At 46.3% G+C, this 12,558-nt stretch carries 12 protein-coding genes; 7 read left to right on the top strand and 5 right to left on the bottom strand.

The window, feature by feature from the left end; translation table 11 throughout:
- Window positions 1-44: 44 nt before the first annotated feature.
- Entirely contained in the window at window positions 45-1,067 is a 1,023-nt protein-coding gene (locus K7A41_RS20330) for a WD40/YVTN/BNR-like repeat-containing protein (protein ID WP_265715220.1), read from the top strand.
- 19 nt (window positions 1,068-1,086) lie between these two features.
- Here K7A41_RS20330 and K7A41_RS20325 read toward each other — a convergent pair whose 3' ends face one another.
- Both K7A41_RS20325 and glmM read right to left on the bottom strand, forming a co-directional pair.
- Window positions 1,087-3,162 carry a Na+/H+ antiporter gene (locus tag K7A41_RS20325; protein WP_081817872.1) on the bottom strand — a complete coding sequence of 692 codons (2,076 nt, stop codon included), beginning with the start codon at window positions 3,160-3,162 and terminating at the stop codon, window positions 1,087-1,089.
- A gap of 76 nt (window positions 3,163-3,238) precedes the next feature.
- Window positions 3,239-4,621: a phosphoglucosamine mutase gene (gene glmM, locus K7A41_RS20320; protein WP_265715218.1), complete on the bottom strand. Its 1,383-nt coding sequence runs from the start codon at window positions 4,619-4,621 to the stop codon at window positions 3,239-3,241.
- Between the two features lie 200 nt (window positions 4,622-4,821).
- Here glmM and K7A41_RS20315 point away from each other — a divergent pair, with 200 nt between their 5' ends.
- Both K7A41_RS20315 and K7A41_RS20310 read left to right on the top strand, forming a co-directional pair.
- Window positions 4,822-5,403 (top strand): phosphatase PAP2 family protein, encoded by a 582-nt coding sequence (locus K7A41_RS20315; protein ID WP_028070029.1) that lies wholly within the window; start codon window positions 4,822-4,824, stop codon window positions 5,401-5,403.
- Window positions 5,403-6,236, top strand: coding sequence for a ZIP family metal transporter (locus K7A41_RS20310; RefSeq protein WP_265715217.1), 834 nt, complete (start codon window positions 5,403-5,405; stop codon window positions 6,234-6,236). The genes K7A41_RS20315 and K7A41_RS20310 overlap by 1 nt, the downstream gene beginning before the upstream one ends.
- On the opposite strand, the gene K7A41_RS20305 is transcribed toward K7A41_RS20310, so the two are convergent.
- Window positions 6,237-6,686 (bottom strand): MarR family winged helix-turn-helix transcriptional regulator, encoded by a 450-nt coding sequence (locus K7A41_RS20305; protein ID WP_028070027.1) that lies wholly within the window; start codon window positions 6,684-6,686, stop codon window positions 6,237-6,239.
- A gap of 131 nt (window positions 6,687-6,817) precedes the next feature.
- Between K7A41_RS20305 and K7A41_RS20300 the strand changes: the two genes are divergently transcribed.
- The 4 genes from K7A41_RS20300 to K7A41_RS20285 all read left to right on the top strand — a co-directional run bounded on the left by K7A41_RS20300 (window position 6,818) and on the right by K7A41_RS20285 (window position 11,193).
- Window positions 6,818-7,057, top strand: coding sequence for a FeoA family protein (locus K7A41_RS20300; protein ID WP_028070026.1), 240 nt, complete (start codon window positions 6,818-6,820; stop codon window positions 7,055-7,057).
- Window positions 7,057-9,159 carry a ferrous iron transport protein B gene (gene feoB / locus K7A41_RS20295; protein ID WP_265715216.1) on the top strand — a complete coding sequence of 701 codons (2,103 nt, stop codon included), beginning with the start codon at window positions 7,057-7,059 and terminating at the stop codon, window positions 9,157-9,159. The genes K7A41_RS20300 and feoB overlap by 1 nt, the downstream gene beginning before the upstream one ends.
- A gap of 46 nt (window positions 9,160-9,205) precedes the next feature.
- The gene (locus K7A41_RS20290; RefSeq protein WP_081817871.1) at window positions 9,206-9,370 is read left to right on the top strand and encodes a FeoB-associated Cys-rich membrane protein; all 165 of its coding nucleotides are present in this window, start codon (window positions 9,206-9,208) and stop codon (window positions 9,368-9,370) included.
- Between the two features lie 392 nt (window positions 9,371-9,762).
- Entirely contained in the window at window positions 9,763-11,193 is a 1,431-nt protein-coding gene (locus tag K7A41_RS20285) for an amino acid permease (RefSeq protein WP_265715215.1), read from the top strand.
- A gap of 86 nt (window positions 11,194-11,279) precedes the next feature.
- On the opposite strand, the gene K7A41_RS20280 is transcribed toward K7A41_RS20285, so the two are convergent.
- Entirely contained in the window at window positions 11,280-12,347 is a 1,068-nt protein-coding gene (locus tag K7A41_RS20280; protein ID WP_265715214.1) for a PA0069 family radical SAM protein, read from the bottom strand.
- Window positions 12,348-12,399: 52 nt separating this feature from the next.
- Complete coding sequence (locus K7A41_RS20275) at window positions 12,400-12,546, bottom strand: hypothetical protein (RefSeq protein WP_265715213.1); 147 nt, start codon at window positions 12,544-12,546, stop codon at window positions 12,400-12,402.
- Window positions 12,547-12,558: the final 12 nt, after the last annotated feature.

Raw genomic sequence — 12,558 nt, 5'->3', positions numbered from 1 at the left:
AGCTTTAAACCCAACAGATTACTGAACCATTCAATACGAAAGACATGAAAACACTCCTGCTATTCTTAGGAATCCAAATGGCACTGACAAGCAGCCTGCTGGCCCAAAAACACAGCATACAGCTGCTCAATCAGGAACGTAGCAGCAGTTACCGCGGACTGAGTGTTGTCGACGACCAAACGCTCTGGGTAAGCGGCAGCAAAGGCACGGTGGGCCTGAGCACCGATGCCGGAAGGAATTGGCAATGGATCAATCCCATCGGTTATGAAAAAATAGATTTCAGGGATATTGAAGCTTTTGATGAAAATACGGCCTTGATTATCTCTGCGGGTTCGCCGGCGCTGGTATTACGTACGGCCGATGGTGGGCGTACATGGCAGGAAGTTTTTAAAGATACGCGGCCTGAAATTTTTTATGATGGCTTTGCATTCACCACAAAGGGACTGGGCATCGCCTTTGGAGATGCCATCGACGGTAGGATGCCCTTATTGCGAACTGTCGATTTTGGCAAAACCTGGGAAGATATTTCCGACAATTTAACCTTTGCCATCGCTCGCGGCGAAGCGGGTTTCGCCGCGAGCGGCACTTCCATCTTCTGCAACGAAAAGGGACATTTCTGGATCGCTACAGGCGGGACAGTCTCACACATCTATCATAGCCTCGATCAGGGGGATACCTGGCAACGCTACGCCTGCCCGATCCTGCAGGGCCAGAACAGCACCGGCCCATTCTCCATTGCATTCCGTTCGCCCAAAACAGGCATCGTCGTTGGCGGAGATTATACTGCTGCCCAAAAAAACGAGAAAGCCTGCTTCCTCAGCACAGACGGTGGAAAAAGCTGGACTGCCCCGCAGCAGCCTCCTTCGGGCTACAAATCGTCTGTCATTTATAGCTCCGCAAAGCAGCTGATCTGTACGGGTACCTCGGGAACAGACCTCTCGGCGGACAGCGGCCGGTCATGGCAGCCTATATCGGACGAAAGTTATAACGTCGTACAACGCGCTAAAAAAGGCAAAGCTGTTTTCCTCGCGGGAGATAAGGGAAAAATAGCGAAGCTGCATCCATAGGCAGGCTCCGCTTTTCGTTTTATCGCCGCGAGAGACGCGACTCTTCGAGATCCAGGGAATATTCGAGCTCCTTGATCACCTCACTATCGTAAGCCTTGGTCGACTTCATCCTCGCCAGCCCTTCGCGACGTAATGCCAGCAGTTCGAGCATAATTTTAATATATAATCCCCGAACTGCCGAAAGCTGTGCCCGTGTATCTTCTTCTTTGGCACGTTCGGATGCATTGACACTGCGAATGATCTGCTCTTTCACCCGGGCAATGGTTTCGTATTCCATCATCTCCTTGGCATAATGCTTATCCAGGTAAGCAATGGACTCCTTCCCGAGTTTGACCCGGATTTCATCCATCTGCTCTTCCGCCGGCACCTGCTCGTCCACTTCATCTATTTTGATCAGCCGGATCAGCAGCGGCAGGGTAAGTCCCTGAAATACCAACGTCACAAGAATGACGACAAAAGTAATGAATAGGATCAGATTGCGGTGCGGAAATGCTGTTCCATCGTACAACGTCAACGGTATGGCCAGCGCAGATGCCAGCGAAACTACTCCCCGCATACCTGCCCAGCCGACGATTAGCGGCAGTTTCCAGCCGGGGCTTTTTTCTCTCCGCCGAACTCGTCCCGAAAGCATCCGTGGGACAAAGGCAGACAGGTAAACCGCCACCAGACGCAGTACAATAACAATTACGCAGATGGCCAGTGCATAATCAATCGCTTCCTCCATCGAGTATTCGCCCAGACCGTCAATGATAACTGGAAGCTCGAGTCCGATCAAAATAAATACAAAGCCGTTGAGCAGGAAACCGACGGTCTCCCAGACCTCTGTAGTCTGGATACGAGTATGATAGTTCAGGTAGTCTCCGGCCCTGAATGACAGAAACAGCCCTCCGCTCACGACCGCCAGCACGCCCGACCATTCAAAATGCTCCGCGACAATATACATCAGATAGGGCGCAATAAGCGTGATCGGTGTCGTTATACTTGAAGACTTGGCTACATAACGCAAAAAGAAATAGAGGATATGACCGATGACCAGGCCGACCACCACCCCCATAATCGAGAGTACCAAAAACTGTGTTGTCGCCGTCCCCATGGCAAATTGGCCAGTAAGAATAGCTATGGAAGCAAATCGAAAGACCGTCAGCGAAGCTGCATCATTGACCAGGCTTTCCCCTTCCAATATGGTGATACCCCGTTTAGGCATGTTTACACCTTTCAGTACCGAGCTCGCGGCCACCGCATCGGGTGGTGAAATAATGCCGCCAAGCAAAAAGCCCAAAGCTAGCGTAAAGCCGGGGATAATACTCACCGAGAAATAAGCGATAGCCAGGGAAGTGAAAAACACCAGCCCAAAACCCATAATAAAAATCGAACGACGCCATTTCAGGAAATTGTCCCAGTTGGTATACCAAGCTGCCTCAAACAGTAAGGGTGGCAAAAATACCAAAAATACAATGTCAGGATCAATACTGATGACCGGTGCTCCGGGTATCAAAGAAACTCCCAAGCCACCAATGACCAACAAGATCGGATAGGAAATTTTCAGCCGCTGGCTCAGGACAAACAGCATCGCCATAAAGAAAAATAACACCATAACCAGCAGCAGGTTGTTGTGAACCTGCTGCCCCAGCTTTCCGCCAACAGCGGCTTTCACCTCCTGATAAGGAGCCAGCATGGATAGGTTGTACTGCCGGATTGTCCAGGCACTGTCGGCTTTGCTCAGCACACCGGTACCGCGAAAAAACTTGGTATTTATCTTGAACGTTTCGTCAAACCAGGCAGTGGTACTGTCCTTGTTAAAATAGAGATGTCTACGCTCGTAGGTATAGGTCCAGGCCTGCTTGGGGTCGAAGTATTGGCTGGAAAAGGCCGCACTATGCTCCTTATCCCAACGGTCCTGCCTGTCGGTCCCCAAAATAACAGCGTCAGCCGACAGAGACTGAACAAATGGTCCGAATTTGACTTCCCCCGCTGTTTTATGCCAGGCGTCCAACGTCGTATTGACCTCATCGGCAGGCTGCTGCGCAGCAAGCGGAAGTGCAAAAAGAAATAAACTCAAAAAACAATGAATCGTTATCCCGATCTTTTTAATCATAAATTATTACGCCATTTATCGTTTGTGAAAATACCTTCCATAAAACAAAAAGCTGCAATGTAGCAGCTTTTTGTCCTTATTTAATGATCGCTTCGATCTCAGCAATGATCTTCTGTGCAATCTGTTCAGCCGCTTCCGGAGTCGGTCCTTCAGAATAAATCCGGATAATCGGTTCAGTATTCGATTTACGGAGATGCACCCATTCCTCTTCAAAATCAATTTTCAGACCGTCAATGGTGCTATGCTGCTCATGCTTGTATTTCTCCTGCATTTTGGCAAGAAGGTTGTCAATATCCAGGTCCGGAGTCAACGTAATTTTATTCTTGGACATGAAATATTGTGGCAAAGACGCCCTGTATTCAGAGGCTTTCTTACCCAATTTGGCCAGATGAGTCAGGAAAATTGCCACACCCACCAGCGCATCACGGCCATAGTGTGAGGCAGGATAGATCACTCCCCCGTTGCCTTCACCACCGATGACAGCATCCACTTCTTTCATTTTGGTAACCACATTTACTTCTCCGACAGCAGCAGCATAATACTCGCCCCCGTGCGCCCTTGTTACATCGCGCAGTGCACGTGTAGAAGATAAATTGGACACTGTATTTCCTTTTTTATGCTGCAACAGATAATCTGCTACTGCCACCAGCGTGTACTCTTCGCCAAAGAGCTCACCGTCTTCCATCATAAACACCAATCTGTCCACATCCGGATCAACGGCAATTCCCAGATCAGCTTTGTTTTCCAGCACCGCCGCCGATAAATCGGTCAGATGTTCCTTTAAAGGTTCGGGGTTATGCGGAAACTGACCATTGGGCTCGCAATGGATTTTATAAACGGTCTGTACACCTAGAGCGTCAAGCAAGGCGGGGATGAACGTGCCGCCCGTACTATTTACCGCATCTAATGCTATTTTGAAATTAGCAGCTTTTACCGCCTCTTTATCGACGTATTCCAGTGCCAATACGGCATCTACGTGTTTTTGCAAATACGAATAATCTTTATGCACTTGTCCAAGTTGCTCAACAGCTGAAAAATCAAAATCCAGCGACTCGCCCAGCGCCAGCACTTCTTTGCCTTCTGCATCTGATATAAACTCACCTTTCGCATTCAGAAGCTTGAGGGCATTCCACTGGCCGGGATTATGCGAAGCCGTTAGGATAATCCCCCCTGCCGCCTGCTCCATGGGCACAGCAATTTCAACTGTAGGCGTAGTGGACAGGCCCAGATCAATGACATCAACTCCGATGCTCTGCAATGTGCCGATCACCAGATTGCTGACCATTTCGCCAGATACACGTGCATCCCGGCCGACCACGATCTTCTTGATACCGCTTTGCTGCACGATGATCTTTCCATATGCAGCTGTAAATTTAACAATGTCTATCGGAGTCAGTCCTTCTCCTGCACGACCACCTATCGTACCCCGTATCCCAGATATTGATTTAATTAAAGTCATTTTCTTCGAATTGATTAACGTGTAAATTTAGCATTATGACAATAAAATATCGAATTAAAATGATAAATATTGAATATTTACCGTATCTTTGTTGCAACAAAGTTGTTTTTAAAAGAAACAATCGTTTGCAATGAAATTATTTTTACTTTTGAAAAGCAAGTTTTAAAAGTTTGGGAATTTCATTGTAATCAGCAGCATTTATGATTCAACAATTAGTACACATCGATCAGGAAATTTTTCTGGCCATTAATCAAGGCTTGAGCAATCCCGTATTTGACTGGTTATTGCCTATCCTGCGCAACCCATATACCTGGGCTCCGCTGTATCTCTTTCTGATCATTTTTTTCATTAAGACTTATGGAAAAACAGGTATTCTAATTGTGGCGATGACGTTAATTACGTTTGGCATTTCTGACGGTATTTCATCCCATCTGATCAAGAAGACGGTGAAACGAATCAGGCCCTGCAATGATGTGGAGTTTAAAGAAAATGTGAATATCCGCGTACGCTGCGGCTCGGGATTTAGCTTTACTTCCTCACATGCGGCCAATCATTTTTCGCTGGCATTCTTCTGGATCGTTCTGTTCCGCAGAAGATGGAAGCATGTGCTTTGGCTCTGTATCGTGTGGGCAGCCCTCATTTCCGTGTCCCAGATCTATGTTGGCGTGCACTATCCGTTTGACATACTCTGTGGATCTGCCCTGGGTATACTGGTCGGACTGGCAACAGGCTATCTGTTCAAACGTTTTGTACCAAGCTTTTTTAAAACTGAACAAGCATAATGAATTCAATCTTATTGATTTTAATTTTATTCGTACCTGCATTTGCAAGTGGGATAGCGGTATTTTTCGTACAGAAAAAAGGTACCAATTTTTTGAAATTGATCCTTTCCTTTAGTGGGGCCTACTTGTTCTCCATCACAGTATTGCACCTGATCCCGCATGTCTATCAATCCAACAAGACCTCACCCGAGGTATTGGGTATCTATGTACTAGCCGGATTTTTGTTTCAGCTTTTTCTCGAACAGTTCTCTCAGGGGATCGAACACGGCCATATCCATACCGCCGATGAACATGGCCATCAGCATAGCCACAGTTTTCCGATCGGGATCATGTTCAGCCTATGTCTACATGCATTTCTCGAAGGAATGCCCTTGGCCGCAACACATCAGACCGAGCTGGCACTGGGCATTTCCGTACACCATATCCCCGCAGCTTTTGCGCTGGGAAGCATCCTGATCAGTACTCACCTCAAAAGAAATACCATTATCATCACGCTGGCCTTGTTTGCTGCGATGACACCTTTCGGCTTTTTATTGAGCAAGGCTATCAGTGCAGGCGAGGTAGGCGACATCCAACAGTATTTCGACAAGATCATGGCTGTGGTAATCGGTATATTTTTACATATATCCACTACGATATTGTTCGAATCGGGCTCCATCGATCATCATAAGTTCAATAAAAAGAAGATGATTGCCGTCATTGCCGGGGTGGCTATTGCACTGGCGAGTTTTGCTTTTGGCGGTCACGACCATGCACATGACCATCAGGAACATCAGGAGCATCATGATCACGATGGTCATGACGGGCACGGACATCATGATCATGTGCATTAACTAGCCTCTCAGCTTATCGAGCAGTTCGCTGAGCTGCAACGCTTCCGCAGCAGTGATCCGGCCAGGAAGGATATCCTGCATCAACATGGGTTCTTCGAGATTCTCCAGTATCTTCAGGCCTTTATCCGTAATGACCAAGTCCACAGCCCGCTTGTCGCCACCCGACTGACAGCGGGAGACAAGTCCCTTGCTGACCATTCGGTCAATCATACGTGAAATATCGGGCGTGGTGCTCAGCATTCTTGATTTGATGAGGTTGTTGGTGGCTGGCTTAGGATATTGACCCCGGAGAATACGCAGGACATTGAACTGCTTCAGCGTAATACCCTCCTTTGCCGCCCGCTGTTCCAGTTCATTGTTGATCCAGTTGTACGTATATAAAATATTGACCGTACAACGATGCCATTCATTGCTGAATTTACTTGCCTTGATTTCGTCCTCAATCTTCATTTTGGTTGATAATTAATCATTTTTAGTCGTAAATATAGCTGTTTTTTGCGCTAAATACATAACTATGACATTAGAATCATTCTAAATGACGGAAAAAGCTGTATATTTGAAACATATCAAAAAACAGGCAGATGCGTAACAGAAATAGCTTAGACAGGCTAAAAAAAGGGGAAAAAGCGGTGATTATTGATTTTGATTCGCACGATATTCCAGCTAAATTTTTCGAGCTGGGTTTTATACCCGGTACTGAAGTTGAAGTGAAACATATCGCTCCAATGAACGGTCCCATATGTTTAAATATTATTGCTAATAACGCCTTGATTGCAATCCGCAGATCAGAAGCTAAAGTCATCCTTATCGATCAGAAATAATGAATAACCCGATTATTGCACTTTTGGGTAATCCAAATGTGGGTAAAACCTCTCTTTTTAACCGGATTACAAAATTAAATCAGAAAGTAGGGAATTATCCCGGCATCACGGTCGAAAAGCGTGAAGGACAAGTCAAAGCCAACAACAAGACATACCGCATTATTGACCTTCCGGGTACGTATACGCTCTTCCCGAGCTCTATGGACGAAGAAGTAGTCTTCAACACCTTGGTCAACAAAGGCAACAGTTTTAGACCCAACCTAGTTGTTGTTGTCTCTGAACCGACCAACCTGAAACGGTCTATTATCCTCTATCAGCAGGCGCGCGAACTCGGCCTTCCGGCGATCTTCGTAATCAACATGATTGATGAAGCCAAAGAAAAAGGAATACACATCGATATCCCGAAGCTCGAACAGCTGCTGAACACCAAGGTTTATGAAACCAATGCCCGCACAGGGCAGGGTATTGATCAGCTGATCAAGAATTTCGACGCTGTGCCACCGATGTATATCAGCAATTTTAGCCTGCCTGCAGCCGCCAATGAGGCACTGGAAGAAACAAAACGACTATTTCCGCTTGACACGGAATACCATACCTGGCAGTATCTCGCCAAGGGCGAAGTTTCTTTTCTCTCCAAAGAAAAGAATGATGCTATTCAGCGCATCCGCGACAAATATGCGCTACAGGCCCAGAAGCTGCAAAAGGAAGAAGCAATCTCACGAAGCAAATCCCTGGACAGCAGCCTGTCCGAAATTTATAGGAAGGATGACACGGCAAACAAGAACAAGACCAGCAGCATTGACAGCATCTTGTTGCACCCCGTTTTGGGCTATATGATCTTCTTTGGCATCCTATTCCTGATCTTTCAGGCCATCTACACCTGGTCGGGCCCTGCAATGGACTTTATCGATGGGCTCTTTGGTGATTTGGCAGCCTATATACAGACCACTCTTCCTGCCGGTCCGCTCACAGACCTGCTGAGCAACGGTATTATCAAAGGTATTGGTGGTATCGTGATCTTTATACCGCAGATCGTCATTCTGTATATTTTTATTTCCATTATGGAAGAGACCGGTTATATGAGCCGCGTGGTATTCCTGATGGATCGCTGGCTCAGGCCTTTTGGACTGAATGGCAAATCCGTCATCCCGCTGATATCCGGTGTAGCCTGTGCCGTACCTGCAGTGATGTCGGCTCGCAATATCGAAAACACAAAGGAAAGGCTTGTAACTATCCTGGTGACACCTTTCATGACCTGTTCGGCGCGCCTGCCGATCTATATCGTATTGATCGGCCTGGTCATCCCCGACACAAAATTTGCCGGATTCCAGCTGCAGGGAATGGTCCTGTTCGCCATGTACCTATTAGGTATTTTTGCAGCTTTACTTTCAGCAATCATTTTGACAAAGGTGATCAAATCAAAGCACAAATCCTTTTTGATATTTGAACTTCCGACGTATAAATCTCCCGACTGGAAAAACGTAGCGTTGAACGTATGGGAAAAAGCCTCCAGTTTCGTATTCGGCGCCGGTAAGATTATCCTGGCCATCTCAGTGATACTCTGGGCACTGGGCAGCTTCGGGCCAAATGACAAATTCAGCAAAGCCGAAGAGTATGTCAAGCAAAACAATCCGAATCTTTCCGACGAGGACCTCGACCATGAAATATCGTCCTACCGCCTCGAGCATTCTTTCTTAGGCTATCTTGGCATGGCTATTGAACCTGTTGTCGAGCCGCTGGGTTATGACTGGAAAATGGGTATCGGTCTGATATCCTCCTTTGCAGCACGCGAAGTGTTTGTCGGCACCATGGCAACAGTATACAGCCTTGGCGATGAAGTTGATATTGAAGATGAAGCAACCAAAACGACAGTGCTCAGTAAAATGCGGAACGAGATCAACCGCAACACAGGCTTACCGGCCTATAATTTTGCTTCAGGAATATCACTACTGCTTTTCTACGCTTTTGCGATGCAGTGCATGAGTACCATAGCAGCGGTAAAGAGAGAAACTGGCTCCTGGAAATGGACGTTAATTCAGGTAGGCTTTATGACGGGACTGGCTTATTTCAGTGCTTTAGTAGCTTATCAGCTATTAAAATAAGCTTATCAGAACACGGATAAAAATGATAATATAAAAATAAACTCTCATGGATAATTTAACAGTACAATATCTCATCGTTGGAATTTTGGTGTTGGTGGCCGTATGGTATGTCGTTAGGAATATCCAGAAATCACTCAAAGGTAAATCCGGCTGTTCCAAGGGCTGCGGATGCAGCTGCTCTACCCCGGAAAAAACCCAAAAAGCAAATTAATTTATCTCTAAATGTATCATTTGCAAACAATATTTCGTTTTTAGTTAGAGTGGCCAAAAATCACACTAGCTACTACAACAAAGAGACCGTCTCATAAATAATGATGAGGCGGTTTTTTATTTAGTACAATTTTGAAGTTATCCCTCATCGTCAGCAAATGCGGCAAAGCAAGTTCAGTGATCCCTTTTTGAAAGAATACGAAGCAATAATCTCATCCACCGCAAAAAGGACGGACAACGTACGTAAAATATTAAGGGTTTTAGTAACTTTATGGCTTGGTACAACAGTTCATTTGTAGCATCCACGCACATATGATATAATCAGATAAGCGATCGGCATACGATGGAGCTCAATGTCCAGGGATAGAAACGGTAACCGTATTAACCATACAGATGGAGAAACAGCATAATAAAAACTCAAAACAATTAAAAAGAGGACTGCAAAATAGACATATTCAGCTCATCGCATTAGGCGGAGCGATTGGCACAGGACTCTTCCTGGGTATTGGAAAGGCCGCCACATTAGCGGGGCCGGCCGTGATCCTCGGCTATGCATTTGCAGGAATAATCGCTTTCTTTATTATGCGGCAGCTTGGCGAAATGGTGGTTCAGGAACCTGTCTCGGGCAGCTTCAGTTATTTCGCCAATAAGTATTGGGGGCCCTTTGCCGGCTACGCTTCGGGCTGGAATTATTGGGTACTCTATATTTTGGTCAGCATGGCAGAACTGACCGCCATCGGTGTATATGTGCAGTTCTGGTGGCCAGAGATCCCGTTATGGGGATCAAGCTTGTTTTTCTTCTTTGCCATCAACGCCCTCAACCTCGCCTCCGTAAAAATTTACGGTGAAACTGAATTCTGGTTTTCCATAATCAAGGTTGTTGCCATTATCGCAATGATTGTTTTTGGAGCTTACCTGTTGATCAGTGGTACAGGTGGCGAACAGGCGAGCCTTAACAATCTTACGGCCCATGGCGGCTTTTTTCCCAAAGGCTGGTTTAACCGGGCCCCGGACGGAAGTTATGAAGGACTGCTGTCCGCGATTGCACTGATTATGTTTTCTTTCGGTGGGCTTGAATTGGTCGGCATCACTGCAGCAGAAGCTGAACATCCCGAAAAAAATATTCCCAAAGCAACTAATCAGGTGATCTACCGCATTCTGATCTTCTATGTTGGTGCATTGATCATCTTGTTTTCATTAACTCCCTGGACGAATATCACCCCTGACACCAGCCCTTTTGTGCTGGTCTTCGATAAACTTAAGGGTTTTGAGTTCAGCTTGTTCGGCAATACCTTCTATTTCACAAAAATTATCGCCAACGCGCTCAATCTCATTGTGCTGACAGCCGCACTGTCGGTTTACAACAGCAGCGTCTATAGCAATAGCCGCATGCTCTATGGCCTGGCTGAGCAAGGCAATGCACCAAAATTCCTCTCCAGACTCAACAAAAACCATGCACCTATCCATGCTATTTTGGTTTCGGCGCTATTCGCTGCCATCTGTGTGTTCGTCAATTATGTTGCTCCTAAAAATGCATTGGAAATACTGATGTCACTTGTTGTCTCCTCGCTCATTATCAACTGGCTGATGATTTCCGTTACTCACCTTTATTTTAGAAAGAACAAACAGCAGGCAGAAGAGCACACCAAATTCCCTTCATTTCTGTATCCATGGAGCAACTATATCTGTCTGATTTTTCTGCTTGCTGTCCTTGGCATCATGTGGGTTACCGGCATGAAACTGCCTGTTGAACTGATTCCGGTCTGGTTACTGTTATTGTATATCAGCTATATCGCAATCAAAAATACAAAGGGGAAGCAATAGCTAGGGAGACCAGATTAGCAGCGGCAGAGCTGTTAATATCGAGTTAGACTACCTGCCTTGTGCCGTCCAGCTGGCAAACCAAAGGGCTAAAACAGCCCCAGTTGGGTACCAGCATCCGGCAGACTAAAGAGATCCCGTCTTAATGCCGGCAGACACCCACCGTTCATATACTTTTGGACCGACAGTTTAAACAGCCGCTGCAGGCTTTCAGCCATATTGCCGTCTCCCCTTATGCGCCGGCCAAAATCACTGTCATTGATCTTGCCGCCGTGGCAGGCCTCAATCCAATGCAGGACTTTTTCTGCACGGTCAGGATAATTCTGATAAAGCCAGTCCTTAAAAATATCACCGATCTGTCCATTGAGCCGGACGATGGTATAAGAGGCTGTCACCGCCCCCGCATCTGCTGCTAAGCGGATTAATTCTGCAATCTCGTCACTATTGATACCCGGAACGATCGGCGCCATCATCAGCATCACGGGCACACCTATCCGCGTCAATCCCTCGATCAGCTTGAGACGGGCAGCTGCCGTTGCGGTCCTGGGCTCCATTTTTTGCCGCACTTCCTCTCGCAGTGAATTGATCGTAACCGCCACCGACACCAGGTTGAGTGCTGCAAGCTCCGCTAGCAGATCAAAATCTCTCCGCATCAACACATTCTTACTGATGATAGAAACAGGATGCCTATACTTGACCATAAGTTCCAAAATAGAGCGCGTGATTCCCAGTTTACGTTCGATGGGCTGATAACAATCAGTATTTCCGGAAAGCATGATCAGGTCCGGCTGATAGCTCCGCTTCCGGAATTCATGCTCGAGCAGCTGGGCAGCGTTGTGCTTGACCAGAATTTTCCGCTCAAAATCGAGCCCCGCACTGAATCCCCAGTATTCATGTGAATTGCGCGCATAACAATAGATGCAGCCATGTTCACAGCCTTGGTAAGGATTAATCGAACGTTCAAAACGCAAATCCGGACTATTGGACTTTGATATGATCGATTTGGGATGTGTAGCTATAAACTGCGTTTTCTCTGTCCCCAGAAATTCCTCATCAAGCCCTTCTATATGCTCCTGTACATATTGACTGGAAAAAAATTTGTTATTGGGATTGACCTGTGCCCCCCGCCCCTTAAAATATGATTCTGATGGATTCATGGATTAAAATTACTAATAATTTTAGTAATCTTCCCAAAAAATGTCATTTTATTTAGTCATAAGGAAGCCCTTCACGACCCTCATCCCCACCGTTTTTCATCAATTCGTGAATACGGTTTTCCAACACAGCTTTATGCCATTCGTCAACGATGTTGTAAACTTTATCCAAGGCATCTTCTTTGGGCCGGAAAGTACCCACAACAAAAATCCC

Origin of the sequence: Sphingobacterium sp. InxBP1 (genome assembly GCF_026191775.1) — a bacterium.
Lineage (GTDB): Bacteria > Bacteroidota > Bacteroidia > Sphingobacteriales > Sphingobacteriaceae > Sphingobacterium > Sphingobacterium thalpophilum.
The sequence above is the reverse complement of the archived record's forward strand: the minus strand, read 5'-3'. Positions and strand labels throughout refer to the sequence as shown.

Coding starts and splice junctions, on each gene's coding strand:
- K7A41_RS20330 (WP_265715220.1), top strand. CDS start 45: ATGAAAACACTCCTGCTATTCTTAGGAATCCAAATGGCACTGACAAGC.
- K7A41_RS20325 (WP_081817872.1), bottom strand. CDS start 3,162: ATGATTAAAAAGATCGGGATAACGATTCATTGTTTTTTGAGTTTATTT.
- glmM (WP_265715218.1), bottom strand. CDS start 4,621: ATGACTTTAATTAAATCAATATCTGGGATACGGGGTACGATAGGTGGT.
- K7A41_RS20315 (WP_028070029.1), top strand. CDS start 4,822: ATGATTCAACAATTAGTACACATCGATCAGGAAATTTTTCTGGCCATT.
- K7A41_RS20310 (WP_265715217.1), top strand. CDS start 5,403: ATGAATTCAATCTTATTGATTTTAATTTTATTCGTACCTGCATTTGCA.
- K7A41_RS20305 (WP_028070027.1), bottom strand. CDS start 6,686: ATGAAGATTGAGGACGAAATCAAGGCAAGTAAATTCAGCAATGAATGG.
- K7A41_RS20300 (WP_028070026.1), top strand. CDS start 6,818: ATGCGTAACAGAAATAGCTTAGACAGGCTAAAAAAAGGGGAAAAAGCG.
- feoB (WP_265715216.1), top strand. CDS start 7,057: ATGAATAACCCGATTATTGCACTTTTGGGTAATCCAAATGTGGGTAAA.
- K7A41_RS20290 (WP_081817871.1), top strand. CDS start 9,206: ATGGATAATTTAACAGTACAATATCTCATCGTTGGAATTTTGGTGTTG.
- K7A41_RS20285 (WP_265715215.1), top strand. CDS start 9,763: ATGGAGAAACAGCATAATAAAAACTCAAAACAATTAAAAAGAGGACTG.
- K7A41_RS20280 (WP_265715214.1), bottom strand. CDS start 12,347: ATGAATCCATCAGAATCATATTTTAAGGGGCGGGGGGCACAGGTCAAT.